General features: G+C 47.8%; 22 protein-coding genes and 1 pseudogene. 13 read left to right on the top strand and 10 right to left on the bottom strand.

All coding sequences use genetic code 11. The annotated features are described in order from the left end of the window. From EII32_RS12180 to trmD, 5 genes and pseudogenes are all read left to right on the top strand, one after another. Positions 1 to 351, top strand: a pseudogene (locus EII32_RS12180) (hypothetical protein); the annotation flags it as partial. 28 nt (positions 352 to 379) lie between these two features. Continuing rightward, on the top strand, positions 380 to 2,431 hold the full coding sequence (gene ligA / locus EII32_RS10140) for an NAD-dependent DNA ligase LigA (RefSeq protein ID WP_125235292.1): 2,052 nt from the start codon (positions 380 to 382) through the stop codon (positions 2,429 to 2,431). Between the two features lie 263 nt (positions 2,432 to 2,694). After that, positions 2,695 to 3,546 (top strand): phosphate acyltransferase, encoded by an 852-nt coding sequence (locus EII32_RS10135; RefSeq protein ID WP_125235291.1) that lies wholly within the window; start codon positions 2,695 to 2,697, stop codon positions 3,544 to 3,546. A gap of 51 nt (positions 3,547 to 3,597) precedes the next feature. Further along, positions 3,598 to 4,659, top strand: coding sequence for a butyrate kinase (buk, locus tag EII32_RS10130; RefSeq protein WP_125235290.1), 1,062 nt, complete (start codon positions 3,598 to 3,600; stop codon positions 4,657 to 4,659). Between the two features lie 168 nt (positions 4,660 to 4,827). After that, positions 4,828 to 5,502 carry a tRNA (guanosine(37)-N1)-methyltransferase TrmD gene (gene trmD, locus EII32_RS10125; RefSeq protein ID WP_125235289.1) on the top strand — a complete coding sequence of 225 codons (675 nt, stop codon included), beginning with the start codon at positions 4,828 to 4,830 and terminating at the stop codon, positions 5,500 to 5,502. A 171-nt stretch (positions 5,503 to 5,673) separates the two neighbouring features. Here the strand turns inward: trmD and EII32_RS10120 are convergent, their stop codons facing one another. Beyond that, positions 5,674 to 6,513: a patatin family protein gene (locus EII32_RS10120; protein ID WP_125235288.1), complete on the bottom strand. Its 840-nt coding sequence runs from the start codon at positions 6,511 to 6,513 to the stop codon at positions 5,674 to 5,676. A 176-nt stretch (positions 6,514 to 6,689) separates the two neighbouring features. On the opposite strand from EII32_RS10120, the gene EII32_RS10115 reads away from it, so the two are divergent. From EII32_RS10115 to EII32_RS10100, 4 genes are all read left to right on the top strand, one after another. After that, positions 6,690 to 8,105, top strand: coding sequence for an aminopeptidase P family protein (locus EII32_RS10115; RefSeq protein WP_125235287.1), 1,416 nt, complete (start codon positions 6,690 to 6,692; stop codon positions 8,103 to 8,105). A 66-nt stretch (positions 8,106 to 8,171) separates the two neighbouring features. Next, positions 8,172 to 9,368, top strand: a complete 1,197-nt coding sequence (locus EII32_RS10110; RefSeq protein ID WP_125235286.1) for an aminopeptidase C — start codon at positions 8,172 to 8,174, stop codon at positions 9,366 to 9,368. A 404-nt stretch (positions 9,369 to 9,772) separates the two neighbouring features. Continuing rightward, positions 9,773 to 11,518 carry a single-stranded-DNA-specific exonuclease RecJ gene (recJ, locus tag EII32_RS10105; RefSeq protein WP_125235285.1) on the top strand — a complete coding sequence of 582 codons (1,746 nt, stop codon included), beginning with the start codon at positions 9,773 to 9,775 and terminating at the stop codon, positions 11,516 to 11,518. A 20-nt stretch (positions 11,519 to 11,538) separates the two neighbouring features. Further along, positions 11,539 to 13,449 carry an ATP-dependent DNA helicase RecQ gene (locus EII32_RS10100; protein ID WP_125235284.1) on the top strand — a complete coding sequence of 637 codons (1,911 nt, stop codon included), beginning with the start codon at positions 11,539 to 11,541 and terminating at the stop codon, positions 13,447 to 13,449. 27 nt (positions 13,450 to 13,476) lie between these two features. Here the strand turns inward: EII32_RS10100 and EII32_RS10095 are convergent, their stop codons facing one another. Next, positions 13,477 to 14,295, bottom strand: a complete 819-nt coding sequence (locus EII32_RS10095; RefSeq protein ID WP_125235283.1) for an acyl-[acyl-carrier-protein] thioesterase — start codon at positions 14,293 to 14,295, stop codon at positions 13,477 to 13,479. Positions 14,296 to 14,447: 152 nt separating this feature from the next. Further along, positions 14,448 to 15,629, bottom strand: a complete 1,182-nt coding sequence (locus EII32_RS10090) for an OmpA family protein (protein WP_125235282.1) — start codon at positions 15,627 to 15,629, stop codon at positions 14,448 to 14,450. A gap of 210 nt (positions 15,630 to 15,839) precedes the next feature. Here EII32_RS10090 and EII32_RS10085 point away from each other — a divergent pair, with 210 nt between their 5' ends. Genes EII32_RS10085 through cobC form a run of 4 tightly spaced genes read left to right on the top strand, consistent with a single transcriptional unit; the run spans position 15,840 to position 18,879 of the window. Next, entirely contained in the window at positions 15,840 to 16,370 is a 531-nt protein-coding gene (locus EII32_RS10085; RefSeq protein WP_125235281.1) for a bifunctional adenosylcobinamide kinase/adenosylcobinamide-phosphate guanylyltransferase, read from the top strand. Between the two features lie 27 nt (positions 16,371 to 16,397). Further along, positions 16,398 to 17,465, top strand: a complete 1,068-nt coding sequence (gene cobT / locus EII32_RS10080) for a nicotinate-nucleotide--dimethylbenzimidazole phosphoribosyltransferase (RefSeq protein ID WP_125235280.1) — start codon at positions 16,398 to 16,400, stop codon at positions 17,463 to 17,465. A gap of 56 nt (positions 17,466 to 17,521) precedes the next feature. Further along, on the top strand, positions 17,522 to 18,313 hold the full coding sequence (locus EII32_RS10075) for an adenosylcobinamide-GDP ribazoletransferase (RefSeq protein ID WP_125235279.1): 792 nt from the start codon (positions 17,522 to 17,524) through the stop codon (positions 18,311 to 18,313). Between the two features lie 32 nt (positions 18,314 to 18,345). Further along, positions 18,346 to 18,879 carry an alpha-ribazole phosphatase gene (gene cobC / locus EII32_RS10070; RefSeq protein WP_125235278.1) on the top strand — a complete coding sequence of 178 codons (534 nt, stop codon included), beginning with the start codon at positions 18,346 to 18,348 and terminating at the stop codon, positions 18,877 to 18,879. 71 nt (positions 18,880 to 18,950) lie between these two features. On the opposite strand, the gene EII32_RS10065 is transcribed toward cobC, so the two are convergent. The 7 genes from EII32_RS10065 to ffh are packed head-to-tail and all read right to left on the bottom strand — an operon-like array spanning position 18,951 to position 24,116. Beyond that, complete coding sequence (locus EII32_RS10065; RefSeq protein ID WP_125235277.1) at positions 18,951 to 19,493, bottom strand: 2-oxoacid:acceptor oxidoreductase family protein; 543 nt, start codon at positions 19,491 to 19,493, stop codon at positions 18,951 to 18,953. Between the two features lie 14 nt (positions 19,494 to 19,507). Beyond that, complete coding sequence (locus EII32_RS10060; protein ID WP_125235276.1) at positions 19,508 to 20,278, bottom strand: thiamine pyrophosphate-dependent enzyme; 771 nt, start codon at positions 20,276 to 20,278, stop codon at positions 19,508 to 19,510. A 3-nt stretch (positions 20,279 to 20,281) separates the two neighbouring features. After that, positions 20,282 to 21,364: a 3-methyl-2-oxobutanoate dehydrogenase subunit VorB gene (locus EII32_RS10055; protein WP_125235275.1), complete on the bottom strand. Its 1,083-nt coding sequence runs from the start codon at positions 21,362 to 21,364 to the stop codon at positions 20,282 to 20,284. Between the two features lie 3 nt (positions 21,365 to 21,367). After that, positions 21,368 to 21,601 (bottom strand): 4Fe-4S binding protein, encoded by a 234-nt coding sequence (locus EII32_RS10050; RefSeq protein ID WP_125235274.1) that lies wholly within the window; start codon positions 21,599 to 21,601, stop codon positions 21,368 to 21,370. Between the two features lie 53 nt (positions 21,602 to 21,654). Next, positions 21,655 to 21,834 (bottom strand): tetratricopeptide repeat protein, encoded by a 180-nt coding sequence (locus EII32_RS10045; RefSeq protein WP_125235273.1) that lies wholly within the window; start codon positions 21,832 to 21,834, stop codon positions 21,655 to 21,657. Further along, positions 21,831 to 22,733, bottom strand: coding sequence for a bifunctional methylenetetrahydrofolate dehydrogenase/methenyltetrahydrofolate cyclohydrolase FolD (folD, locus tag EII32_RS10040; protein ID WP_125235272.1), 903 nt, complete (start codon positions 22,731 to 22,733; stop codon positions 21,831 to 21,833). The genes EII32_RS10045 and folD overlap by 4 nt, the downstream gene beginning before the upstream one ends. A gap of 54 nt (positions 22,734 to 22,787) precedes the next feature. After that, positions 22,788 to 24,116, bottom strand: coding sequence for a signal recognition particle protein (gene ffh / locus EII32_RS10035; protein ID WP_125235271.1), 1,329 nt, complete (start codon positions 24,114 to 24,116; stop codon positions 22,788 to 22,790). Between the last annotated feature and the right edge of the window lie 283 nt (positions 24,117 to 24,399).

The following is a 24,399-nucleotide window of genomic DNA, read 5'->3' as shown; positions in this document are numbered from 1 at the left end:
AACTTCAAAGGCGAATGCAGGGGCACATGTCCGGCATGCGAACAAGAAGTGAAATACATCGAGAAACAACTTAACGCGCGCCGCATGCTGGGCAAGGCTGTAACTATAATAGGCGTAAGCACCGGTATCGCCGCACTGTCATCGTGCAGTCAAAAGTCAACACAAAATCCTGACGCATTCAGTGGTATCATAGATATGAATTCTTACGAACGTTACATAAAATTACAGCAAGACCAGGATAATGATGGAACGGTATTGAAAGGAAAAGTTTCCAGAGATGTTGATTCTACTGCATGCGGAAAATTTGCCCCGCCTACTTCCGATGAAGAAAAAAAGTACAAGGAAAAGTAAAAGCAGAATAACAAACACTTATCACAACATGGAAGAGAAAGAACGGATAGTGCAACTCCGAAAGGAATTGCATGCCCACAACTATAGATATTACGTACAGAACAGTCCAACGATAAGCGACAGGGAATTTGATTTCCTAATGAAAGAATTGCAGCAATTAGAGGAACGGCATCCTGATATGGACGACCCGAACTCACCCACCCGGCGCGTGGGAAGCGACCTTAACCAAGAATTCCGACAGGTGAAGCACCGCTACCCGATGCTCTCTCTCACCAATACCTACAACGAACAGGACGTGCGCGACTGGTTCGAAAGCGTGGAACGTGGACTGGCAGGCGAGCCGTTCGAAGTGTGCTGCGAACTGAAATACGACGGATTGTCAATATCTCTCAACTACGAGGACGGCAGGCTAAAACAGGCTGTGACGCGCGGCGACGGAGTACAGGGTGACGATGTGACGGAAAACGTGAAGACAATACGAACAATACCGCTCGTCGTCAACCGAGGAACAAACCTATCCCCCACTCTCACCACCGCAGCCACAACAGAGAAACATCCATCGTTTGAAATACGAGGAGAGATTCTCATGCCGTGGAAATCGTTTGAGCGACTGAACGCAGAGCGTGAAGCAGCCGAAGAACCGCTCTTCGCCAATCCGCGCAACGCCGCAAGCGGAACACTGAAAAGCCAGAAGAGCGAGGTGGTGGCGCAACGCGGACTCGATGCTTACCTATATTACATGCTTGGCGACGAACTGCCCTCCGATGGCCATTACGAAAACCTTATGACCGCTGCTTCATGGGGATTTCAAGTTGTGCCACGAAATGGGAACTGCATCAAGAAAGCCACTTCGGTGGAAGAGATTTTCGAATTTATAAACCATTGGGACAAAGAACGCAAGAACCTGCCTGTGGCAACAGACGGTATAGTGCTGAAAGTGAACTCTATGCGCCAGCAACGCGCACTGGGTTTTACGGCAAAAAGTCCGCGATGGGCAATAGCCTATAAGTTCAAGGCGGAACGGGCTTGCACCCGACTCGTGGAAGTAACCTACCAAGTGGGACGCACGGGAGCAGTGACTCCGGTGGCAAACATGGAACCGGTGCAACTTGCCGGGACAACCGTAAAGCGTGCAACGCTTAACAACGAGGATTTCATCAACAGTTTCGACCTACACATCGGTGACTATGTGTATGTGGAAAAGGGCGGTGAGATAATACCAAAAATCGTGGGTGTAGATCTTGAAAACCGACCTCTCATGTCGCAGCCTGTAAGGTTTGCAAGGTGCTGTCCGGAGTGCGGCACACCGTTGGTGCGAATAGACGGGGAGGCGGCTCACTACTGTCCGAACGACACCGAATGTCCGCCACAGATAAAGGGACGGATAGAACATTTCATAAGCAGGCGCGCAATGAACATCGATTCGCTCGGTCCGGAGACCATAGACGACTACTACAACCGCGGATTGATACACAACATTGCCGACCTGTACGACATAACCGTCAACCAAATAAACGGCGACGGGAGCAGGGAGAAATCGGCAAGAAAAATCGTGGCGAGCATCGATGCCTCGCGCAAAGTGCCTTTCGAGCGTGTCGTGTTCGCACTCGGCATTCGTTTCGTGGGCGAGACATCGGCACGACTGCTTGCCAGACATTTCAAAGACATTGACTCGCTAATGGCGGCAACCGAGGAAGAACTGCAAGAAGTGGAAGGCATCGGCGAGGTTATGGCACGCAACTTAACAGGGTATTTCCAAAACGAACAGAATCTCCAAATACTACGACGACTACGCGAAAACGGACTGCAAATGTCGCTCGCAGACGGACAGATGTCGCCGGCAAGCAACCTGCTGACAGGAAAGTCGATTGTGATAAGCGGCATTTTCGAACATCACAGTCGGGAAGAGTATAAAATGATGATAGAACGGAACGGTGGGAAAAACGTTGGGAGCATATCATCAAAAACATCGTTCATACTCGCAGGCGAAAACATGGGACCGAGCAAACTGCAGAAAGCAGAAAAACTCGGCATACCGCTAATGTCCGAGCAGGATTTCCTTGACATGCTTTCCGTGTGACACTTCCAACAACCGTGTCTGCGACATGTATCCGCACGAAAAATGATTTGGGCGGAATTGCACACCAAAAACGCCCAAATTGCCAACTAATTTCGGCGGTTTTACCATGTCGGACAATAAAAAACAAGCACAGACCGAACAACACAAAAAGAGCATTATATCCTATTTTTCGGCAATTTTAGCACAAAATCATAAAAAATGTGCAATTATTTTTGGAGGTAAAAAGAAAAATATTATTTTTGCAACCTATATGTAAAAACAGTATGAATACAATACACAACTTTGAAGAATTGAGAGAAAAACTGCGCCGGGGCGCACCATGTCGCGTGGCAGCAGTTGAAGCAACCGACGAGCATTCGGGCGAGGCGGTGGAGAAAGCCGTGAAAGAAGGCTGGGCAGTAGTAAAGAACTTTGCCACGGGCGACCCGCAACAGTCGGCAAACGAAGCGGTGGCAATGGTACGCAGGGGCGAAGCCGACGTAATAATGAAGGGCATAATAAACACCGATGTGTTGCTGCGCGCGGTGCTGAACAAGGAGCAAGGACTGCTGCCGAAAGGGAACGTGCTGACACACTTGAGCGCAATCTACCTGCCGATGCTGGGAAGAATAGTGTTCATGGGAGACCCGGCGGTAATACCATACCCCACACTCGAGCAGCGCGAGGCGATAATACGTTACGCCGTAAAACTGGCGGCGGCATACGGGATAGAAGAACCGCGCATCGCACTTATACACTGCACAGAGAAAGTATCGGATAAATTCCCGATCACACTCGATTATCAACAACTAATAGAAAAATGCGAACGAGGAGAATTCGGAAAGGCAATAGTTGACGGACCGACAGACTTGAAATGTGCCATCTGCAAGGAATCGGCAGACATAAAAGGAATAAAAAGCAGGCTCGAAGGACGGAGTGACGTGCTGCTTATGCCGGACATAGAGGCAGGAAACGTGTTTTACAAGACATTGACGGCATTCACAGACGCACAACTTGCCGTGGGACTGATGGGTGCGGCATGTCCAATATCGCTCACTTCGCGCAGCGACAGCACAGACACAAAACTCAACTCGCTCGCAATGGCATGTCTGCAAGCATCAATGGAAAGGAAATAAACCACATATTATAATAAGTAATAAAAGAAAAACATCTAATTTAAAACTTATATGAAGATACTCGCAGTAAATCCCGGAATGATTTCAACAAAGTTTGGAGTGTTCGAAGACGAGAAGATGGTAATGAAGGAATGCATCAATCACCCATACGAAGAATTGTGCAAATACCCGAATATCATGGACGAGTTCGACTATCGCAAGGATACCATTGTCACCGAACTGAAAAACCGAGGATACGACATGAACTTCGATGTAATAGTGGGACGAGGAGGACTCGTTAAGCCAATAGAGAGCGGGGTTTACGAACTCAACGACAAGGTAATCGAAGACACGAAACACCCGCGCCTGCACCACGCCTGCAACCTCGGGTCGCTAATAGCACTCGCCATGGCGAAAGACATACCGGGCTGCCGCGCATTTACCGTGGATCCGGGTGTGGTGGACGAACTAGACGACGTGGCTCGCATCACCGGAATCCCCGAAACACCGCACCGCACGATATGGCACGCGCTGAACCAACGCGAGATAGCAAAGAGACATTGCCGCGAAAACGGACTGAAATACGAGGAACAGGATTTGATAGTGTGCCACCTCGGAAGCGGTATCTCGTTCGCAATGCACCATCACGGAAGAGCAATAGAGTGCTGCGATGCCCTGAGCGGAGACGGACCTTTCAGCCCATCGCGAGCCGGGGCAATATCACCGGTTGACATAATACGTCTATGCTTCTGCGGAAAATATAACGAAGAGGAGATGCTGCGAAAGATAAACGGACACAGCGGACTGACTGCACACCTCGGTACCAACGACGTACGCGAAGTGGAGAAACGAATAAACGAGGGAGACAAACACGCAAAACTGGTTCTCGACGCAATGATATACAGCATAGCACGGCATCTTGCATCGCTCGCACCGGCAACTTACGGTCATGTAGATGCCGTGATACTAACAGGTGCCATAGCACACAGCAAATATGTTAGCGAGGGCATCAAGAAGCGCATAGAATATCTCGCACCGGTATTCGTATATCCGGGAGAGGACGAACTCGCCGCACTTGCCAACAACGCATACCGCGCACTGAAAGGAGAAGAGAAAATAAAGATATACGAATAAGCCTCGACCCTTCTGCCGAAACAATGGCAGAAGGGTCGCTTTTTAATGCAAACCAATATAAAAACCGACATTAACTTGCCCGTTAGCGAATAAATAACTAACTTTGAAGCCCCGTAAACAAAAGAGACAAAGAATGACGCACATACGGGGATAAACAGACATGCACTAATGAGAATAGATATTATAACCGTGCTGCCGGAAATGATTGAAGGCTTCATAAGAGAGTCAATATTGGCAAGGGCACAGAAAAAGGGACTGGCAGAGATATGCCTGCACAACCTCAGAGACTACACCACGGACAAGTGGCGACGAGTAGATGACTACCCGTACGGAGGCTTCGCAGGAATGGTAATGCAGATAGAACCTATAGACAGGTGCATATCGGCACTAAAAGAGCAACGACACTACGACGAGGTGATATTCACTTCGCCGGACGGAGAGCCGTTCAACCAGCACACCGCGAACGATTTGTCGCTCAAAGAGAACATCATTATACTGTGCGGTCACTACAAGGGCGTTGACCAAAGGGTGCGGGATCATCTCATAACACGCGAGATAAGCGTCGGAGATTTTGTTCTCACGGGTGGCGAACTGCCTGCGGCAATCATCGCAGACGCCGTGGTGCGCATAGTGCCGGGCGTAATCGGCGACGAACAGAGTGCACTCTCAGACTGCTTTCAAGACGATCTCCTCGCAGCACCGATATACACACGACCGGCGGAATACAAGGGTTGGAAAGTGCCGGACATTCTGCTAAGCGGTCACGAGGCCAAGATAAAACAATGGGAAATGGATCAGGCGGTGGAAAGAACCAGACGACTGCGACCCGACTTGCTCAAATAACAACAAACCGCATTGTGCGCGGCAGGCTTTTCATGGCAGCAAGAAAGATTTGCCGCACACCGGTATTACACTGCACAAAAACGTACAACAATACAACTGCTGCGCCAACAACGACATTATTTCACATACAAATATTGGCCGGAAATATTCTCAACACCCGTAAAGTATTTTCTAATCTTCTTTCAAGAATCTCTCTCCGAGTTTGAAACCTTCCTCGTAAAGACGTTCGAGTTTTTCCACATCGCGTGTCATCAAGCCAACCTCCATCGGTCGTTCCGGTCGTATGCAAACGATGCTTCCCTCGCTCTCAAGACGGTCAACCATATCGAGTTGGGCGTTATATATGGCGATGCGACGGCCGAGTACTTCGCACAGATGCGGGAATTTCTTGTACATTATGTTCGGAATCGTAATATCCTTGCCGGTACTGCGGAATCCCTTGTTGCGCGTCAACACCACAACATTTTTGCGATACCCTTTCTCCACGGCACGCATCACTGGAATATTGTCAATTATACCTCCGTCGAGCATAGGCACACCGTCAACCATAACCATCTTGCTTACGTACGGCAACGAACTCGATGCACGCACAATGTCGAGCGCACGCTGTTTGTCTGACTTCTCGGAGAGATAACACGGAGTTCCCGTCAGGCAGTTTGTCGTCACCATTTCATATTCCGTCCGGCTTGAAAAGAACGTATCCCAATCGAAAGGCAGCAGTTTGTTGGGGAAATCTTCGTACAATAGTTTCCTGTCGAAGATGCACCCTTGTGTTATCAGATGACGCAGTCCGATATAGTCGTAACGCCCCATAAAATCGATGTTCGATATGCGTGCCCTGCGCGGTTGCCGACTAATATACGACATGCCGTTGCACGCTCCCGCCGATACTGCCACCACATAACGAAAATAAACGTCGTGCTTCATAAACGCATCAAGCACACCCGTGGTGAACACGCCACGCATTCCGCCTCCCTCAAGTACCAATCCGGTTTTCCTGTCAATCTCCATCACATAAGATATTACGGTGCAAAGATAACAAAAAAAATACAATCCGTTTATTACTACGACAAAATATGACATCAAAAAGAGTATATACCATTCGTTTACATTTATTTAGAAATAATATTTGTTAGTTTATAAATAATATTCGTATATTTGCATCGTCATTTGAAAAACAACGAATCATGTTTAACAAAGAGGTTTATTCACAACGCCGCACACAACTGAAAAAGTTGGTAAAAAGCGGTGTAATAATATTGTTCGGCAACAACGAGTCGCCAAACAACTATCCTTCAAACTCGTATTACCCGTTCCGTCAGGACTCATCGTTCCTATACTATTTCGGGCAACGCCGCGACGGACTGGTCGGTGTCATCGACTGCGACAACGACCGCGAAATACTCATCGGCAACGACATCGACATCGAGGACATAGTATGGTACGGCTCGGTTGACAGCGTTAGCGACATGGCTGCACAGGTAGGTATCAGCGACAGCCGACCGATGGCTCAACTGCAAACAATTTGCAATGATGCGAAGAAGTCCGGGCGCACCATACATTTTCTTCCGCCATACCGGTTCGACACCAAGATACAAATAATGGATCTGCTCGGCATTCACCCTTCGCAACAGAAAGAGGCCGCATCGGTAGAACTGATAAAAGCAGTAATAAAAATGCGTCAGGTGAAAACCGACATCGAGATTGCAGAGATAGAGAAAGCATGTGCCATAGGTTATAAGATGCACACCACGGCAATGCGCCTGACACGACCGGGACTGACCGAGAAATATGTAGGCGGACAAGTCGATGGCATCGCACACTCGATGGGCGAGCAGGTAAGTTTTGCCACCATATTCACGCAGCACGGTGAGATAATGCACGGCACACCGTCTTACGACATACTCGAAAGCGGTCGTCTCGCATTGTGCGACTCGGGCGCAGAGAATGCCGAAAACTACTGCTCCGACAACACCCGCACATTCCCCGTAAACGGGAAATACTCACAGCGTCAACTCGAAATATACAGCATCGTGGAAGCATGTCACGACTACGCGCTCAGTGTTTCGAAACCCGGCGTACTCTACTACGACGTACACATGGGCGTATGCCGGATGATGATAGAACGCCTCAAGGAGGTGGGGCTGATGAAAGGCGACACCGACGAGGCACTGCATGCGGGAGCACACGCAATGTTCCTGCCACATGGATTGGGTCACATGATGGGTTTGGACGTACACGACATGGAAGGATTGGGACAGAACTACATCGGCTTCGATGACGAGATACAACCTTCGAGTCAGTTCGGCACGGCGAGTCTGCGATGCGGAAAAAGACTGCAAGAGGGCTTCGTTGTCACCGACGAACCGGGAATATATTTCATTCCGGCACTCATCGACGATTGGCGCGCACGCGGTATGCACCGCGATTTCATAAACTATGAACTGCTGGAAACATACAAGGATTTCGGCGGAATACGCATCGAAGACGACATACTGATAACGGCAGACGGCTGTAGATTCCTCGGCAAGGACATCATTCCGTACCACCCGAAAGACGTAGAGGAGTATATGGCAAACAACCGCATCGATTTGTGGATGTAGAAAAATCACGCGATTAAACAAATGTGAAATTTAATTATTTAATAAATAAAGAAAACCCAAACAACAATGAAGAAAATCTTAACGCTCGCCGTGGTGGCAATGCTCGCCACAGGCGCAATGGCACAGGAAAAGGAAGAAAACAAGAACAAGCCTGTGTTCACCACCATCAAGGCTATGCCCATCACAAGTATCAAAGACCAAAGCCGCTCCGGCACATGCTGGGCATACTCTACACTCTCATTCTTCGAGAGCGAGATACTGAAAGCAAGCGGCAAAAACTTGGATCTCTGCGAGATGTTCATTGCCAACAAGGACTACATGGAGCGTGCCATACTTACCGTACGCATGCATGGTGACAGCCAATTCTCACAAGGAGGATCGGCAGGTGACGTTCTCGACATCATAAAACGTCACGGTATTTGTCCGGAAACGGCAATGCCGTTGCCCGGCACAATGCAGGGCGACTCGCTCGCAAATTTCAACGAGTTCTTCGATGTAATGTCACCATTCGTTGACGCAGTGGCAAAAAACAAGGCCAAGAAAATATCGAATCAATGGCGTGTCGGATTGCAGGGCATCATAGATGCATACCTCGGCAAGTGCCCGGAGAAATTCGTATATGAAGGAAAAACATACACCCCGAAGCAGTTCGCAGAAAGCCTCGGCATCAATTGGAACGACTATGTGAGCATAACAAGTTACACACACCACCCATTCTACACCTCATTCCCGGTAGAAGTTCAGGACAACTGGCGTTGGGATCGCTCTTACAATGTGCCGATGGACGAGATGATGCGCATCATAGACAACGCACTCGACAACGGATATACCATAGCATGGGGCGGTGACGTGAGCGAAGAAGGCTTCACACGCAAGGGTCTCGGCATCGCATACGACACCAAGGCAGTGCAGAGCCTCTCAGGAAGCGATGCCGCACGCTGGTTGAAACTCAAACCGGGAGAGAAGAAGAACAAACTCGACTCGCTCGGCATAAACGCACCCGAAATAGTTCCCACACAGCAAATGAGACAGGAAGGTTTCGATAAATGGGAACTGACCGACGACCACGGCATGCACATCTACGGACTGGCAAAGGATCAGAACGGCAAGGAATACTACATGGTAAAGAACTCATGGGGAGAATACGGCGACTACAAAGGCACATGGTACATGACAAAGGCCTATGTCGCAGCCAAGACAATGGACTACCTCGTGAACAAGAATGCCATACCAAAGGATATACGCAAGAAATTGGGAATATAATAAATATCCTGACTTGAAAATACAAAAAACGGCTTGTCGCTCCAATAGCAAAAAGGGGCAGCAAGCCGTTTTAATATTCGCATGCGGCAACACAACGTGCGGCACACGGCATAACCACAACCAATTTCGGCGGTTTTGCCAAACAATTTCGCCGAAATTGCAACATAAAACCGCCGAAATTGCTTTACGAAAGAAGGCAAAACAAAAAGCAAAAAGAAATTACACAGAAATTAGTTTATACCGAATTTGTATATATCATTTTTATTTGCTAACTTTGGAGGCGCGTTTGCGCAATTCATAAAACATCCTTTCCCACGCATGCGTAATTACAAAAGCAGGTTCTGCCGGTGATTTACGATGGTGGGGAGAGGCGTATGATTACGAAAGAAATAAAAACAATATAAATGCATTTTAAATGGAACCACGAGACACCATCACCGGAACAACAGAAAGCGGCTGAAGAACTTGCCGCGAAGTTGGGAATGTCGCCCGTGCTGGTTTCAATCCTGATAAGACGCGGCATAACGACAGAGTCGGCAGCCAAGCGATTCTTTCGTCCGCAACTCGGCGATCTGCTGAACCCGTTCCTGATGAAGGACATGGACATTGCCGTTGACAAACTGAACGACACCATGGGGCGCAAGGAACGCATCATGGTATATGGCGACTACGACGTTGACGGTTGCACCGCCGTTGCTCTTGTGTATAAATTTCTGCAACAGTACTATTCCAACATAGAGTATTACATACCCGACCGCTACGAAGAAGGCTACGGCGTGAGTTACAAGGGAATAGACTATGCCAAAGAAGTAGGTGTCAAACTCATTATTATTCTCGACTGCGGGATAAAAGCAGTCGATGAGATTGTCTATGCCAAAAGCCTTGGCATAGATTTCATTATCTGCGACCATCACGTTCCGGACGATGTAATGCCGCCGGCAGTGGCAATACTTAACCCGAAACGCCCCGACGACTCCTACCCTTTCAAGCATCTTTGCGGCTGCGGGGTCGGATTCAAGTTCATGCAGGCATTTGCCAAAAATAACGGCATACCGTTCTCAAGACTGATGCCCCTGCTCGACCTCTGTGCCGTGAGCATCGCCGCCGACATCGTTCCCGTGACCGACGAGAATCGCATTCTCGCATTCCACGGACTGAAACAGTTGAATCAAAACCCGAACATCGGACTGAAAGCCATAATCGACATCTGCGGAATGAACGGTCGAGACATATCCATGAGCGACATTGTGTTCAAGATAGGACCGCGCATAAATGCCTCGGGACGAATGGAGAACGGCAAAATGAGCGTTGACCTTTTGGTGGAGAAAGACATATTGGCGGCACTCGAAAAGGCACATAACATCAACGAGTACAATGAGCAACGCAAGGACATCGACAAACACATTACCGAAGAGGCGAACATGATCGTTGAAAGAATAGACAGCCGAAACCACCAAAGCAGCATAGTGCTGTATGATGAGAATTGGAAAAAAGGCGTAATTGGCATAGTGGCATCGAGACTTACCGAACTGTATTTCCGTCCGACGGTGGTTATGACACGCGACGGCGACATGGCTACCGGGTCGGCACGCAGCGTGAAAGGCTTCGACATTTACGGAGCCATAAAGAGTTGCCGCGACCTTTTGGTTAACTTCGGCGGTCATACATACGCCGCAGGGCTGACGCTGAAATGGGACGACTTGCCGGAATTCCGCCGCCGATTTCAGAAATATGTAGAAGAGAATATTCGCAAAGAACAAACAGAGGCGATACTCGACATCGATGCAGAGATTTATTTCAAAGATGTCACAAGAAAATTGCACAACGACCTGAAACGCTTCGCACCGTTCGGGCCGGCAAACACCAAACCGCTGTTCGTGACAAGAGGGGTGTATGACTTCGGTACGAGCAAGGTGGTGGGAAGGCGACAGGAACACATAAAACTGGAATTGGTTGACTCCAACTCGAACAACGTTATGAACGGCATCGCTTTCGGACAGAGCGAGTCGGTACGCTACATAAAGAGCAAGCGGGCATTCAGCATAGCATATACCATTGAAGACAACGTGTTCAAAAAAGGAGACGTGCAACTGCAGATAGAAGACATTAAACCGGAAGACCGGAATGGAGAACCGACGGTTGTCGGTTGACAGTTGCCAATCAACAAAAGATGCCGAACCGGAACGACTATCGAACAATACTGAAAGAATACTGGGGATATGATGATTTCCGGGGGATTCAGCATGAGATAATAGAAAGCATCGGCAGCGGACAAGACACACTGGGACTGATGCCCACGGGTGGGGGCAAATCGATAACGTTCCAAGTGCCGGCAATGGCAATGAAAGGGGTGTGCCTCGTGATAACACCACTCATAGCACTGATGAAAGATCAGGTGACAAACCTACGAAAACTCGGCATAAGGGCGGCATACATAAACAGTAGCATGAGCCATGCAGAGGTGCTTACCACACTCGAGAATTGTGTTTATGGAGGGATACAACTGCTATATGTATCGCCCGAACGGCTCTCTTCGGAACTTTTCCGGATAAAAATCAAACATACAGAGGTGAGTTTCATCACGGTAGATGAGGCACACTGCATAAGCCAATGGGGGTACGATTTCCGTCCGTCGTATCTCGAAATAATAAAGATAAGACAACTTAAACCCGACGCGCCGGTACTCGCACTTACGGCAACGGCAACGCCCGAGGTGGTGGATGACATTCAAGAACGGCTGGGATTTCGCCGGAAGAATGTCTTCAAGATGAGTTTCGAGCGCAAAAACCTCGCATATATAGTCAGACATGCCACCGACAAGGATGAACAATTGCTGCATATCCTCAACTCGGTGAAAGGCAGTGCGATAGTTTATGTGCGCAACAGGAAACGCACGGTGGAACTTGCGAGACTGCTTACGGAAAGCGGCATCGACGCACTGGCATACAATGCAGGATTAGACAGTGAAGTACGCAGTATGCGACAAGAGGAGTGGAGCACGTCGAAAGTGCGCGTGATGGTGGCTACAAACGCTTTCGGAATGGGAATAGACAAGCCGGATGTGAGAGTGGTGATACACATGGATTGCCCCAGTTCGCTCGAAGCCTATTTCCAAGAGGCGGGACGCGCCGGGCGCGACGGCAAGAAAAGTTATGCCGTGCTGCTTTATAACAACGCCGACAGCAGCAAACTTATAAAACGCATAACAGACACCTTTCCTGCCAAAGAATATGTGCAAAAAGTGTACGAACACCTTGCATATTTCTACGAAATGGCTGTGGGCGACGGTTGTGGAGTAACAAAGGAGTTCAACATGGACAAGTTTTGTGTGGCGTTCAAACATTTTCCGGTGCAGGTGGAGTCGGCACTTAATATCCTGACACGTGCCGGATATATAATATACGATGAGGAGAACGGCAACCGCGCACGACTGCATTTCACGCTCGGACGTGAAGAACTATACCGGCTCAATCACCTTTCTGACAGTGAGAATGCCATAATTACCGCTCTGCTGCGCTGTTACGGCGGATTGTTTGTAGATTATCAGTATGTGAACGAGAGTTTTATTGCACAGCAGGCGGGAATGAGCACAGTGGAGGTTTATGCACTACTGAAAGCACTTGACGCGAAACATATCCTGCATTTCATTCCGCAGAAAAAAACACCTTATATAACATATTTGCGCGACAGGGAGGACGGAGAAGACATTGTGTTGACACCCTCGGTGTATGACGACCGAAAGAGCGAAATGGAAAAACGCATAAAGAAAATGACGGAGTATGCCAACAACGACGGTAAATGCCGCTCGCGAATGCTGTTGGGTTATTTCGGAGAGATGCGGTCGGATAACTGCGGACAGTGCGATGTGTGCATCGAACGCAAAACAAATCATCTCTCGCAACAGCGTCTGTCACCGGCAAAGCAATGTATAGCGGAACTGTTGGGCGACGGAAAGCGTCATCACATAACAGAACTGCGACGCATCAACATTGACTCCGAAATAATCGACGAGGCTCTTGAAGACCTTCTATCCGAAGAGAAAATAAGAATGAACGGCAGTTTTATTTTCATTCAGGCTTGACAAACAATCGTAAATAATTATCAATATCTACTTGCCGGCATCAACAAATTGTAGTTTGCAGCGACATACTTCCACCTCTGCTCCGCCACAAGAGGGCGTTTTTGTTATGCGTATCTTGAATGAACGCGCGTCGGAAACATCTGTCTCACTGTAAAAATTAAGTTTGTCGCCGTAATGCGATTCGGCAACGTATGCTATGTCGAAGCGGCGGAGACGGTTTTTCATGTACCACTCCACGGGGAACAAGTCGAGTACATGCTCGATGTATTTCACCGAATTGATGTGTCCGTTCACGTCAACGTCGCCGTAATGCGTATCTATGGACGATACAAGTTTCGCTCCGTCGCCTATCTTTACGCGCGACAGTTTGTCCATAGGGTTCTCTTTCTCACTTTCAACATAATGTATCACGGCACCGTCATTCACGTCGAATATGCTGCATGGCTGCCTTGTAACGGTGTCTATCATTGCCCATACGCTCCTGCCATGACCGTAAATTTTGGATTTAACTGCTGTCGGCGATGACATGTTAAGTGAGTTCGGAGCCGACGTGATACGGAAACTGCGGTTTGTAAAGTAACGCATGGCACTCTCTATCCATGTTTCAACGCAGAATTTCTCATACTGCACAGGCATCTCGTCCATCTCTATGGCAAGGCGCGACAATACCCATGTCTTGTTCATCGGGTTGAGACGATCCATGCCGAAGCCGCGGTCACGGCTGTGGAAGTCGGCAGCATTTAACAGGTGGTTGCCCAAATGACCCATGAACAGACGATGACTGAAATCGCAGTGGAACGGCTCTGCCATATTCTCATATATCCCAACCTTTTCCGTTATTTCCATAATCGATGCGTGTTTATACTAATTTTCAATACCACAAAGGTATGAAAAAAAAACGAGAATGCGAAACAATTACCATATATAACAAAACTCCCGCTCCTCTGTAACAAGAGAAGCGGGAGTTGTTTAAGTAAACGAAAACCTGACAAACAGGATTATTTCGTAGTGTCGTTGAATGTCACAACACGGTTGAACTCAACCTGCTCGAAGAGTTTGTCCGTAGGACCGTGACCCTCAACGGTAAGACGGCCGGCTGCAATCTTGTACTTCTTCACGAGTGCGTTCTTGACTGCATTTGCACGGTCGATGGACAGTTTCTTGTTAATTTCGAGCGAACCTTCCGGAGAAGCATAACCGTCAATCTTAACCTTTGCCTCCGGGTGATTCTTCATGTAGTTGGAGATGAGTTCTATCGGAGCATACTGTGCAGGATCGATAACGCTCTTTCCCTGACGGAAAATAACCGTAGGCTGAAGGTTTGCAACCTCCTTGCACTCAGGACACTCAGGACATACACGTGCGTTGCACTCGTCGAGTTGTTTCTGGAGACGTGCAATATTGCGATCCTTTGCATCAAGGTCTTTGCGCAGACCGTTGATGATACTGTTAAGACGGTTTGTCTCTGCACTGTTGTACAAGGTTGCAATCTTGAAGTTGTGTGTCCCGTTGGAGTTCTTAAACTTGTACACTACACCTGCGTTCAACTGGAAGTTGGCGCGATTCACGTTGAACTGTGTCCCTGTGTATGTCTTTTCTACATATCTGCCATTAATAGTTATTGCCGCAGGACCGTTGAGTCCCCATGTAACCGCCGGCTCAACATAAATCTGCCATGCCTTTTGGGCACCGAGGTTGAATGCAAAGTCCAAACCAGCCTTTGCCGTGGTGTTATTGAGGTTGTTCAACTTCATCTTGTCGTTTGTTCCGAACTGATGTCCCCAACCAAGTCCGGCAATTGCCATAACCTCGAAAGAGCGCGGTTCGCCGGGGTAACCTCCGAACCAATTGCTAAGGTTTATGGTAGTGATTGCACCTACGTTGGTATAGCGTACAAATGTCTTCTTCTCCGGCATGAAACCCGGTTCCATAGACTTATTTGAGAAATAAGCATTGCCTTCAACCGCAATACCGAATACCGGGGTAAACCAACGACCTATACGCAGACCGGCATTTGGGTTAAGACCGCCAAGCCAACCGTTCTGACCTGTCATCTTTGTCGAAACTCCGCCATTGATACCAATGTAGCAGTTGTCAAACGTCTTGCTCTCTTCAAGAACCTGAGCCGATGCACCAAGTGTCATTGCTGTGGCAGCAAAAAGTACGAATAACTTTTTCATTTTTCTTTTGTTTTTAATTAATCAATCAGTTATTTATTATATTTTTATAAATTTCAAAAAAACGTTATCTTGTGCAAAGTAATAAAAAGATATTGAAACTACCAAATCTTTCAATATAAAAATAGCATATTTAAAGATGTTTTATTGACATAAGTTAATAAAAATAAGAAATACATACCTTTTCTCACTTCTTTTTTGTAATTTCGCAACATGAAAAGGATTATATTGATCACAGGCGGACAACGCTCCGGAAAAAGTGCATACGCAGAACAACTTGCACTAAGTCTGAGCAAAAATCCGGTATATATGGCAACGGCTCATATATGGGACGAGGAGTTTCGCAGACGGGTGCAAAGTCATCAGGAGAGGCGCGGCAGGCAGTGGGAAAACATAGAAGAGGAGAAATGGCTGAGCCGACACAATATATATAATAAGGTGGCGGTAATAGACTGTATAACGCTTTGGTGTACAAATTTCTTCTACAACCAAACGGCAAAAGAATGGGAACAGCCGACGGTTGACGCGGCATTGAAAGAAATAGAAGAAGAGTTCGACCGTTTCACGGAACAAGATGCCACTTTCATATTCGTTACAAACGAAATAGGAAGCGGAGGGGTAAGCACCGATTTCACACAGAGACGCTTTACCGACCTACAGGGTTGGATGAACCAATATGTTGCGAGACATGCCGACGAGGTGATACTTATGGTAAGCGGTATTCCCGTTAAGATAAAAGGATGAGGCATAACAAAAAAACTTAATAATACAATGAAAGACTTTAATATACGAAAACCTGACGAAAAATTACGCAATTCAATACGCACAAAGATAGATAATCTCAACAAACCGAAAGGTTCGTTGGGAATGCTGGAAACGCTGGCAGAACGGATATGTATGGTACAACAGACACTTACGCCGCAACTGAAATGTCCGTGCCACATACTATACGGAGGAGATCACGGAATAGAGCGAGAAGGAGTGAGTGTGAGTCCGCGAGACGTGACATGGCAACAAATGAAAAACTTTACCAACGGAGGAGGCGGAGTAAACATGTTCTGCCGCCAACATGGCTTCAAACTATCGATTGTTGATGTGGGAGTTGACCACGACCTAAGCGACAACACCGATATAATAAACCGAAAGATTGCACACGGAACAAAGAATTTTCTGTACGAAGCGGCAATGAACGAGGAAGAGTTCGACAAGGCAATAAGTGTCGGAGTAGAGATGGCGGAACGCTGTAAAGATAAAGGCTGCAACATAATATGCATAGGAGAGATGGGGATTGCCAATACATCACCATCGAGTATATGGATGCATTTGTTCGGGAATATTCCGCTTGACGAGTGCATCGGAATTGGTTCGGGACTCAACGATGACGGAGTAACGCACAAACGCGAGGTGTTGAGGAAAGCGGTAGAAAAATTCAACGAACAACAAACAACTGATTGTCGGCAACGGACAAAAGACAATGTTAAAACGATAATACGCCACTTTGGCGGTTTCGAAATGGTGGCTGCTGTCGGAACAATGCTTCGCGCAACCGAATTTGGAATGCTGGTAATGGTTGACGGTTTCATAATGTCGGCATGCATGCTGGCTGCATCGCGTCTTTTCCCAAACGTTCTCGACTATGCCATATTCGGACATTGCGGCAACGAGAGCGGACATAGACGCATGCTGGAACTGATGAATGTACGCCCGATACTTAATCTGGGAATGAGACTCGGCGAGGGAACGGGCGCATTATGCTCCTACCCCATAATAGAGAGTGCCGTGAAGATGGTAAACGAGATGAACAATTTCGACAACGCACATATAACAAAATACTTTTAAAAAATCATTTAAAATATTCTTTAAGGAAAAGCAACGGACAACGAACTTGCAATGACATGGAAATAAACATAGACCAAACTAAATGGTGGCAGCGAATTTATGCCGCACTGATTTTCTTTACACGACTGCCGCTGTGGCATTTTTACCAACCGCCACAACAATGTTATAAGACAGTTGTCGAGAACTGGCCGCTGGCAGGATGGCTCACGGGAGGCGTTATGGCGGCGACAGTATATTTCGGAAGCATGCTGTTTCCGTTCCACATAGCACTCGTACTTGCCATCATTGCACGAATAATGCTGACGGGGGCACTGCACGAGGACGGACTTGCCGACTTCTTAGACGGATTCGGAGGTGGCGGTAACGACCGCGAACGCATACTGAAGATAATGAAAGACTCGCACATCGGAACTTATGGAGTTCTGGGACTTATCTTGTATTTCGCACTACTCTATGCAGCACTTTATACACTTACACCCACTGTTGCAAGCATTGTCATCTTGGCAGGAGACGCATACTCAAAGATGATTGCAGCACAAATAATCATGTTCCTGCCATACGCACGCACCGAAGAGACAAGTAAGATGCACACTGTGTATCGAAAAATGAACATAAAGGCATCGATAATGCTGTTCATTCAGGGTATGCTGCCCATGCTGCCGCTTATATATGCCGGCATCAACGGGCTTAATCTGCGTTGGGATTTGCTTATATTCGTGCCATGCATAGTGATGTATTTCCTTTATTATATGATGTTGCGAAAGATAAAAGGGTACACCGGCGACTGTTGCGGCGCACTTTTCCTAATCATAGAACTGTCGTTCTACCTGACAATGGTAGTAATATAGCAATTCTCCAATATAACGAAAAACGATAAAACATGGAAGTATATATGATAAGACACACAAGCGTGGGAGTGCCCAAAGGGACATGCTACGGTTGGAGCGATGTACCGGTGGCAGACACTTTCGAGCAGGAAGCAACTGTCACCAAAGGAAAAATGGAAGGAATTGAGTTCGACAAAGTATTCTCATCACCACTTACGAGAGCACGAAAGTTGGCAATGTTCTGCGGCTGGGAAAATCCCGAAATTGATGACAGACTTAAGGAAATGAACATGGGCGACTGGGAAATGATGCGCTACGAAGACATCGAAAAGCACGACCCGGAGATAATGAAATGGTATGAAGACTACATGAACCTTGCGGCAACCAACGGCGAGAGTTACCGCATGGTGTATAGTCGGGTGGCATGCTTCCTCAACGAACTGTGCAAATGCGACTACCGGCGTGTTGCAATTTTCGCCCACGGAGGAGTGCTTATATGTGCCGGAGTATATGCCGGGCTGTTTCCCGAGGACGGTTGTTTCCGCCATCTTACACCATACGGAGGAATACAAGTAATAAACATATAAATGTAATAAGCCTGTCGCAGATAATGAAAATTACCATGCGGCAGGCTTATTATATTAAAGTCACAAAGCAATTACATCTTCTTTATGATTGAGCGACCGGCCTTGATAGCCTCCATGTTAAGAGGTATCAAACCGTGATGCCGTTCGGGAAGAGTCTTGTAGAGAGCTTTCTCAACCCCCTTGTCACTCACCACGGGACAAACCTCAAGCAGTCCGCCGAGTACAATCATGTTGAACACTTTCGAGTTCTTCATCTCCGCAGCCTTGTCCATCGCATCTATACGATATACATTTATGTCCTTGCGCTCCGGTGGATTAATGATTCCGAAACCGTCGTAGATAAGAATACCACCCGGTTTGATTTTAGGTGTAAATTTGTCAAGCGACGGTTGGTTGAGCACTATGGCAATATCATACTTGCTCAGGATAGGCGACGAAACGCGGTCATCGCTCACAATAACTGTCACGTTGGCTGTTCCGCCGCGTTGCTCCGGACCGTACGCCGGCATCCAAGTAACTTCTTTATCCTCCATAAGTCCGGAGTAAGCGAGAATCTTTCCCATAGAAAGGACACCCTGTCCTCCGAAACCGGATATAATTATTTCATGTTTCATAGTGTGTTTCCTCCTTACTCTTTTGTTGTGTCTTTAAGATCTCCCTGCGGATAGAACGGGAACATGTTTTCCGTCATCCACTCGTTTGCCTTTGCCGGCGGCATTTTCCAGCCACTGTTACATGTAGATGTAATTTCTACCAAGCACGATCCCTTTTCTGCCATATTAGCCTCGAAAGCCTTGCGTATGGCTTTCTTTGCTTTTGTGATATGTCCCACGGTATCAACACTCTGACGTGTCACGAAACAGGTTCCCTCAAATAAGGCAGCCATCTCGGGTACTTTCAGCGGATAACCATGCAGTTGCGGTTCGCGTCCGTAAGGACATGTGGCAGTTTTCTGTCCTATAAGAGTAGTCGGAGCCATCTGTCCGCCGGTCATTCCGTATATGGCGTTGTTTATGAATATTATCGTTATGTTCTCGCCGCGGTTGAGAGCATGTATTGTCTCGGCCGCACCGATACAACCCAAGTCACCGTCTCCTTGATAGGTGAAAACCAAACGATCCGGCCACATACGCTTGATTGCCGTGGCAACTGCCGGTGCACGTCCGTGTGCAGCCTCCTGCCAGTCTATGTCTATATATCGATATGCAAATACGGAACAACCAACCGGCGAAACTCCGATAGACTTATCCTCCATTCCCATATCCTCTATTACCTCTGCAACGAGTTTATGTACAACACCGTGCGAACATCCCGGGCAATAGTGCATGGGTACGTTGTTCATCAGCGTCGGCTTCTTATATACTAAGTTTTCCGGGCTTATAATCTCATTCTTTTCCATGGCTTACATCAGTTTGGTTTTGATAGCGTTCACGATTTCATCCGGTTCGGGTACTATACCACCCAAACGTCCAAAGTGTTCCACAGGCAGGGCGCCATTGATGGCAAGACGAACATCTTCCACCATCTGACCGGCATTAATCTCGGCAACGAGCACACCCTTCTTGCCGCGTGCTGCCTCAACGATTTGCTTGGTCGGGAACGGCCACAGAGTAATCGGACGGAACAGTCCGACTTTCATTCCTTCTTCCTTTGCAAGTTCAAGAGCTTTCTCGGATATGCGTGCCGCCGACCCGAAACTTACTATCATATAGTCGGCATCTTCGAGTTGCTGTGTCTCGAAGCGCACTTCCTTTTCGCGTATTTCCTGATACTTCTCCTGAAGATGAATATTTCGTTTCTCCATCTCCTCAGACTGTAATTCGAGAGATGTTATGATGTTAGGCTGACGATCCTTCGTTCGTCCGCATGTTGCCCACGGGCATTCCTTGCGGATTTCCTCCTCGGTACGACGTGGCTTGTATGGAGGCAGAATGACTTTCTCCATCATCTGTCCTATTACGCCGTCAGAGAGTATCATTGCCGGATTGCGGTACTTGAAAGCCAGTTCGTAAGCAAGGTCAACGAAATCGGCCATCTCCTGTACGCTGTTCGGTGCAAGTGTTATTACATAATAGTCGCCGTTGCCACCGCCGCGCGTTGCTTGGAAATAGTCAGCCTGCGACGGTTGTATGGTTCCGAGTCCGGGACCTCCGCGCTGCACGTTGACAAACACTCCGGGCAGTTCGGCACCCGCCATATATGCAATGCCCTCCTGCATCAGTGCCACGCCGGGGCTCGACGAAGATGTCATTACACGCTTGCCGGCACCTGCACCGCCATATACCATGTTTATAGACGCCACCTCACTCTCGGCCTGAAGCACCACCATGCCGGTGGTCTCCCATGGTTTCAGTTCGGCAAGCGTCTCGATTACTTCACTCTGCGGAGTGATGGGATACCCAAAGTATCCATCAGTGCCACAGCGGATTGCGGCATGGGCTATCGCCTCATTGCCTTTCATAAGGGTTACTTCTTGTTCTGCCATAGCTTAATTCTCCATACGTTTTTTGTAAACTGTAATACATCCGTCAGGACACACCGTAGCGCACGATGCGCAACCGATACAATCATCGGGGTGCACCGCTTCCACAAACGGGTATCCATGGACATTCACTTTCTTTGCTTCGAGGGCGATAACGTCCTTTGGGCATGCCACCACGCACAGCGAGCAGCCTTTGCATCGGTCGGTATTTACCACGATAGCACCTCTAAATTTTGCCATAATGTTTTTTTTGTCCTGTTCACCACGCAGCCACAGCCAAGACCGAACGGTTTTCAGGGGTTGTACATGTCTTTACAATAGTAGTTAAGTATGTCGTCGAGCATTCGTTTCGCCTCGACGGCAGGGCTTTCAGGATCTAAGGCTATAGCCTCAAGGTAACAGTTTATTGCATCACTAAAATTACCTTGTTGTCTGTATTCGTTGCCCTGCTTATAATATTCTTCGGCTGTCATTTTCTCCTGTATGCTTCCAGTGTATTATTCATCAGCGAGCAGATTGTCATCGGACCCACTCCGCCGGGAACCGGAGTTATATACGAACACTTTGGTGCAACCTCATCGAATTTAACGTCTCCGTTCAGTCTGAAACCGCTCTTGCGTGTCTCGTCTGCCACCCTTGTCGTACCTACGTCTATAATAACGGCTCCTTCTTTCACCATGTCTGCCGTAACAAAGTCGGGACGCCCTATTGCCGCTATTATTATGTCGGCATTGCGGCATTCCTCCTTCAATGTCTTCGAACGGCTGTGGCATACGGTCACGGTGGCATCGCCGTACTGCTTCTGCATCATCAACTGTGCCATGGGCTTACCCACAATGTTCGAGCGTCCCAGCACAACACACTTCTTTCCGGAAGTATCTATGCCGTAACGTTTCAGCAGAGTGATTATACCGAGCGGTGTGGCAGAGATGAAACATGGCAGACCTATTGCCATACGCCCTACGTTTATCGGGTGGAACCCGTCAACGTCTTTCCGGTAGTCGATGGTCTCGATTACTTTCTGTTCGTCTATGTGCTTAGGCAGCGGCATCTGTACTATAAAACCATCAATGTCCGGGTCTTCGTTCATCTCGCGCACCTTGGCAAGCAGTTCCTCCTCGGTGACATCTTGCTCATAGCGTATCAACGACGACTTGAAGCCGCACGCCTCGCACGACAGCACCTTGTTTTTGACGTATGTCTCACTGCCACCATCATGCCCTACGAGGATTGCCGCGAGATGCGGGCGTTTCTTGCCCTGATTCACGAGGTTTTCCACCTCTTGTCTTATCTCCTCTTTAATCTTCGCAGCGGTTGCTTTTCCGTCAATCAATTTAAATTCGACTGTTGCATTATTGTTGCTTGTGTTCATAGTATGCACGTATATTATTATTTAAGAAAAACATTATTCACTATCTGTATGCCTTTATCTTTTCGGCATGTTGGGCATCGGCATTCCTTTCATGCCTCCGCTCGTTACCATCTTCATCATTTTGCGTGTCTGGTCGAACTGCTTTATCAACTTGTTCACCTCCTGAATGTTGGTTCCCGAGCCCTTTGCAATGCGGTTGCGGCGACTGGTGTTGAGTATCTCCGGGTTTGTTCTTTCTTTGGGTGTCATGCTCTGTATTATTGCCTCGATACCCTTGAAAGCGTCATCGTCTATATCAACATCCTTTATAGCCTTGCCCACTCCGGGAATCATCGCCGCAAGGTCTTTAAGGTTTCCCATCTTTTTTATTTGCTGTATTTGCCCGAGGAAATCGTTGAAGTCGAACTTGTTCTTCATTATCTTCTTCTGCAGGCGTTTCGCCTCTTCCTCGTCATACTGTTCCTGTGCGCGCTCCACAAGCGATACGATGTCGCCCATTCCGAGTATTCTGTCTGCCATTCGCTCGGGGTGGAACACGTCTATGGCCTCCATTTTCTCTCCCGTACCGACAAACTTTATCGGTTTTGTCACCACCGTCCGTATCGATAGTGCGGCACCTCCGCGTGTATCGCCGTCGAGTTTCGTCAGTACCACACCGTCGAAATCGAGCCTTTCGTTAAATTCGCGTGCCGTGTTAACAGCGTCCTGTCCCGTCATCGAATCTACAACGAAGAGTGTTTCATCGGGGTTCAACGCCTTTTTGAGCGTCTCAATCTCCCGCATCATCTCTTCGTCAACAGCGAGTCGACCTGCCGTATCGACTATCACCACGTCGTTTCCCTTAGCCTTTGCTTCGGCAAGTGCATGGTTTGCGATACTTACCACGTCTTTGCTTTCAGGCTCGCAGAACACCGGTACGTCCACCGATGCCCCCACAACCTTCAGTTGTTCGATGGCTGCGGGACGGTAAACGTCGCACGCCACGAGCAGAGGTTTCTTGTGCTGCTTTGTTTTCAGCATGTTGGCAAGTTTCCCGCTGAACGTGGTCTTACCGGAACCTTGCAGTCCGGACATCAAGATTATGGCAGGTTTACCCGCAAGTTGCAATTCTGCCGCGGTGCCTCCCATGAGTCCGGCAAGTTCGTCGTGCACAATCTTTACCATCAACTGCCCCGGCTTGATTGCCGAGAGTACGTTCATTCCCAGGGCTTTCTGCTTAACGGTATCGGTAAATTGCTTTGCCACCTTGTAGTTTACGTCGGCATCCAACAGTGCCCTTCGCACGTCTTTGAGTGTCTCGGCAATGTTTATTTCGGTGATTTTTCCTTCACCTTTCAGTATTTTGAAAGACCTTTCGAGTCTGTCACTCAGATTCTCAAACATTTATCTTTTGTTACTTTTCTTGTTTTCTTTTTTATGTTTTCAAGCAGGCAGAAAGCACATAAGTCACTTTTGCCTTTCGAATGGCAAAGATAATAAAAAATATTATTATATGATGTAACATTTGTGTTGATTTAAATTATTTTAAAACTACAAACCCCCAAAATGCCTATATCAACACCTTGATTTGTTTAACCCAAATCTGTCATTAGACCGCATTTGCTTAGATTTGCCATTGCCGTTACGCTTCCCGACTGCTTTAGCCCGCTTGCTGACATCTGCGCAG

This window comes from Prevotella sp. OH937_COT-195, assembly GCF_003932845.1.
Taxonomy (GTDB): Bacteria; Bacteroidota; Bacteroidia; order Bacteroidales; family Bacteroidaceae; genus Prevotella.
Note: the sequence above shows the minus strand (reverse complement) of the source record. Positions and strands in the feature narration are given on the sequence as shown.

What these genes read in the sequence shown, in the direction of transcription:
- EII32_RS10045 (WP_125235273.1), bottom strand. Translation starts at nt 21,834, where the DNA reads ATGACAGCCGAAGAATATTATAAGCAGGGCAACGAATACAGACAACAA.
- ligA (WP_125235292.1), top strand. Translation starts at nt 380, where the DNA reads ATGGAAGAGAAAGAACGGATAGTGCAACTCCGAAAGGAATTGCATGCC.
- EII32_RS10135 (WP_125235291.1), top strand. Translation starts at nt 2,695, where the DNA reads ATGAATACAATACACAACTTTGAAGAATTGAGAGAAAAACTGCGCCGG.
- EII32_RS10075 (WP_125235279.1), top strand. Translation starts at nt 17,522, where the DNA reads ATGGAAATAAACATAGACCAAACTAAATGGTGGCAGCGAATTTATGCC.
- EII32_RS10060 (WP_125235276.1), bottom strand. Translation starts at nt 20,278, where the DNA reads ATGGAAAAGAATGAGATTATAAGCCCGGAAAACTTAGTATATAAGAAG.
- buk (WP_125235290.1), top strand. Translation starts at nt 3,598, where the DNA reads ATGAAGATACTCGCAGTAAATCCCGGAATGATTTCAACAAAGTTTGGA.
- EII32_RS10085 (WP_125235281.1), top strand. Translation starts at nt 15,840, where the DNA reads ATGAAAAGGATTATATTGATCACAGGCGGACAACGCTCCGGAAAAAGT.
- EII32_RS10050 (WP_125235274.1), bottom strand. Translation starts at nt 21,601, where the DNA reads ATGGCAAAATTTAGAGGTGCTATCGTGGTAAATACCGACCGATGCAAA.
- folD (WP_125235272.1), bottom strand. Translation starts at nt 22,733, where the DNA reads ATGAACACAAGCAACAATAATGCAACAGTCGAATTTAAATTGATTGAC.
- EII32_RS10095 (WP_125235283.1), bottom strand. Translation starts at nt 14,295, where the DNA reads ATGGAAATAACGGAAAAGGTTGGGATATATGAGAATATGGCAGAGCCG.
- trmD (WP_125235289.1), top strand. Translation starts at nt 4,828, where the DNA reads ATGAGAATAGATATTATAACCGTGCTGCCGGAAATGATTGAAGGCTTC.
- recJ (WP_125235285.1), top strand. Translation starts at nt 9,773, where the DNA reads ATGCATTTTAAATGGAACCACGAGACACCATCACCGGAACAACAGAAA.
- cobC (WP_125235278.1), top strand. Translation starts at nt 18,346, where the DNA reads ATGGAAGTATATATGATAAGACACACAAGCGTGGGAGTGCCCAAAGGG.
- EII32_RS10065 (WP_125235277.1), bottom strand. Translation starts at nt 19,493, where the DNA reads ATGAAACATGAAATAATTATATCCGGTTTCGGAGGACAGGGTGTCCTT.
- EII32_RS10100 (WP_125235284.1), top strand. Translation starts at nt 11,539, where the DNA reads ATGCCGAACCGGAACGACTATCGAACAATACTGAAAGAATACTGGGGA.
- EII32_RS10110 (WP_125235286.1), top strand. Translation starts at nt 8,172, where the DNA reads ATGAAGAAAATCTTAACGCTCGCCGTGGTGGCAATGCTCGCCACAGGC.
- EII32_RS10120 (WP_125235288.1), bottom strand. Translation starts at nt 6,513, where the DNA reads ATGGAGATTGACAGGAAAACCGGATTGGTACTTGAGGGAGGCGGAATG.
- cobT (WP_125235280.1), top strand. Translation starts at nt 16,398, where the DNA reads ATGAAAGACTTTAATATACGAAAACCTGACGAAAAATTACGCAATTCA.
- EII32_RS10055 (WP_125235275.1), bottom strand. Translation starts at nt 21,364, where the DNA reads ATGGCAGAACAAGAAGTAACCCTTATGAAAGGCAATGAGGCGATAGCC.
- EII32_RS10090 (WP_125235282.1), bottom strand. Translation starts at nt 15,629, where the DNA reads ATGAAAAAGTTATTCGTACTTTTTGCTGCCACAGCAATGACACTTGGT.
- EII32_RS10115 (WP_125235287.1), top strand. Translation starts at nt 6,690, where the DNA reads ATGTTTAACAAAGAGGTTTATTCACAACGCCGCACACAACTGAAAAAG.
- ffh (WP_125235271.1), bottom strand. Translation starts at nt 24,116, where the DNA reads ATGTTTGAGAATCTGAGTGACAGACTCGAAAGGTCTTTCAAAATACTG.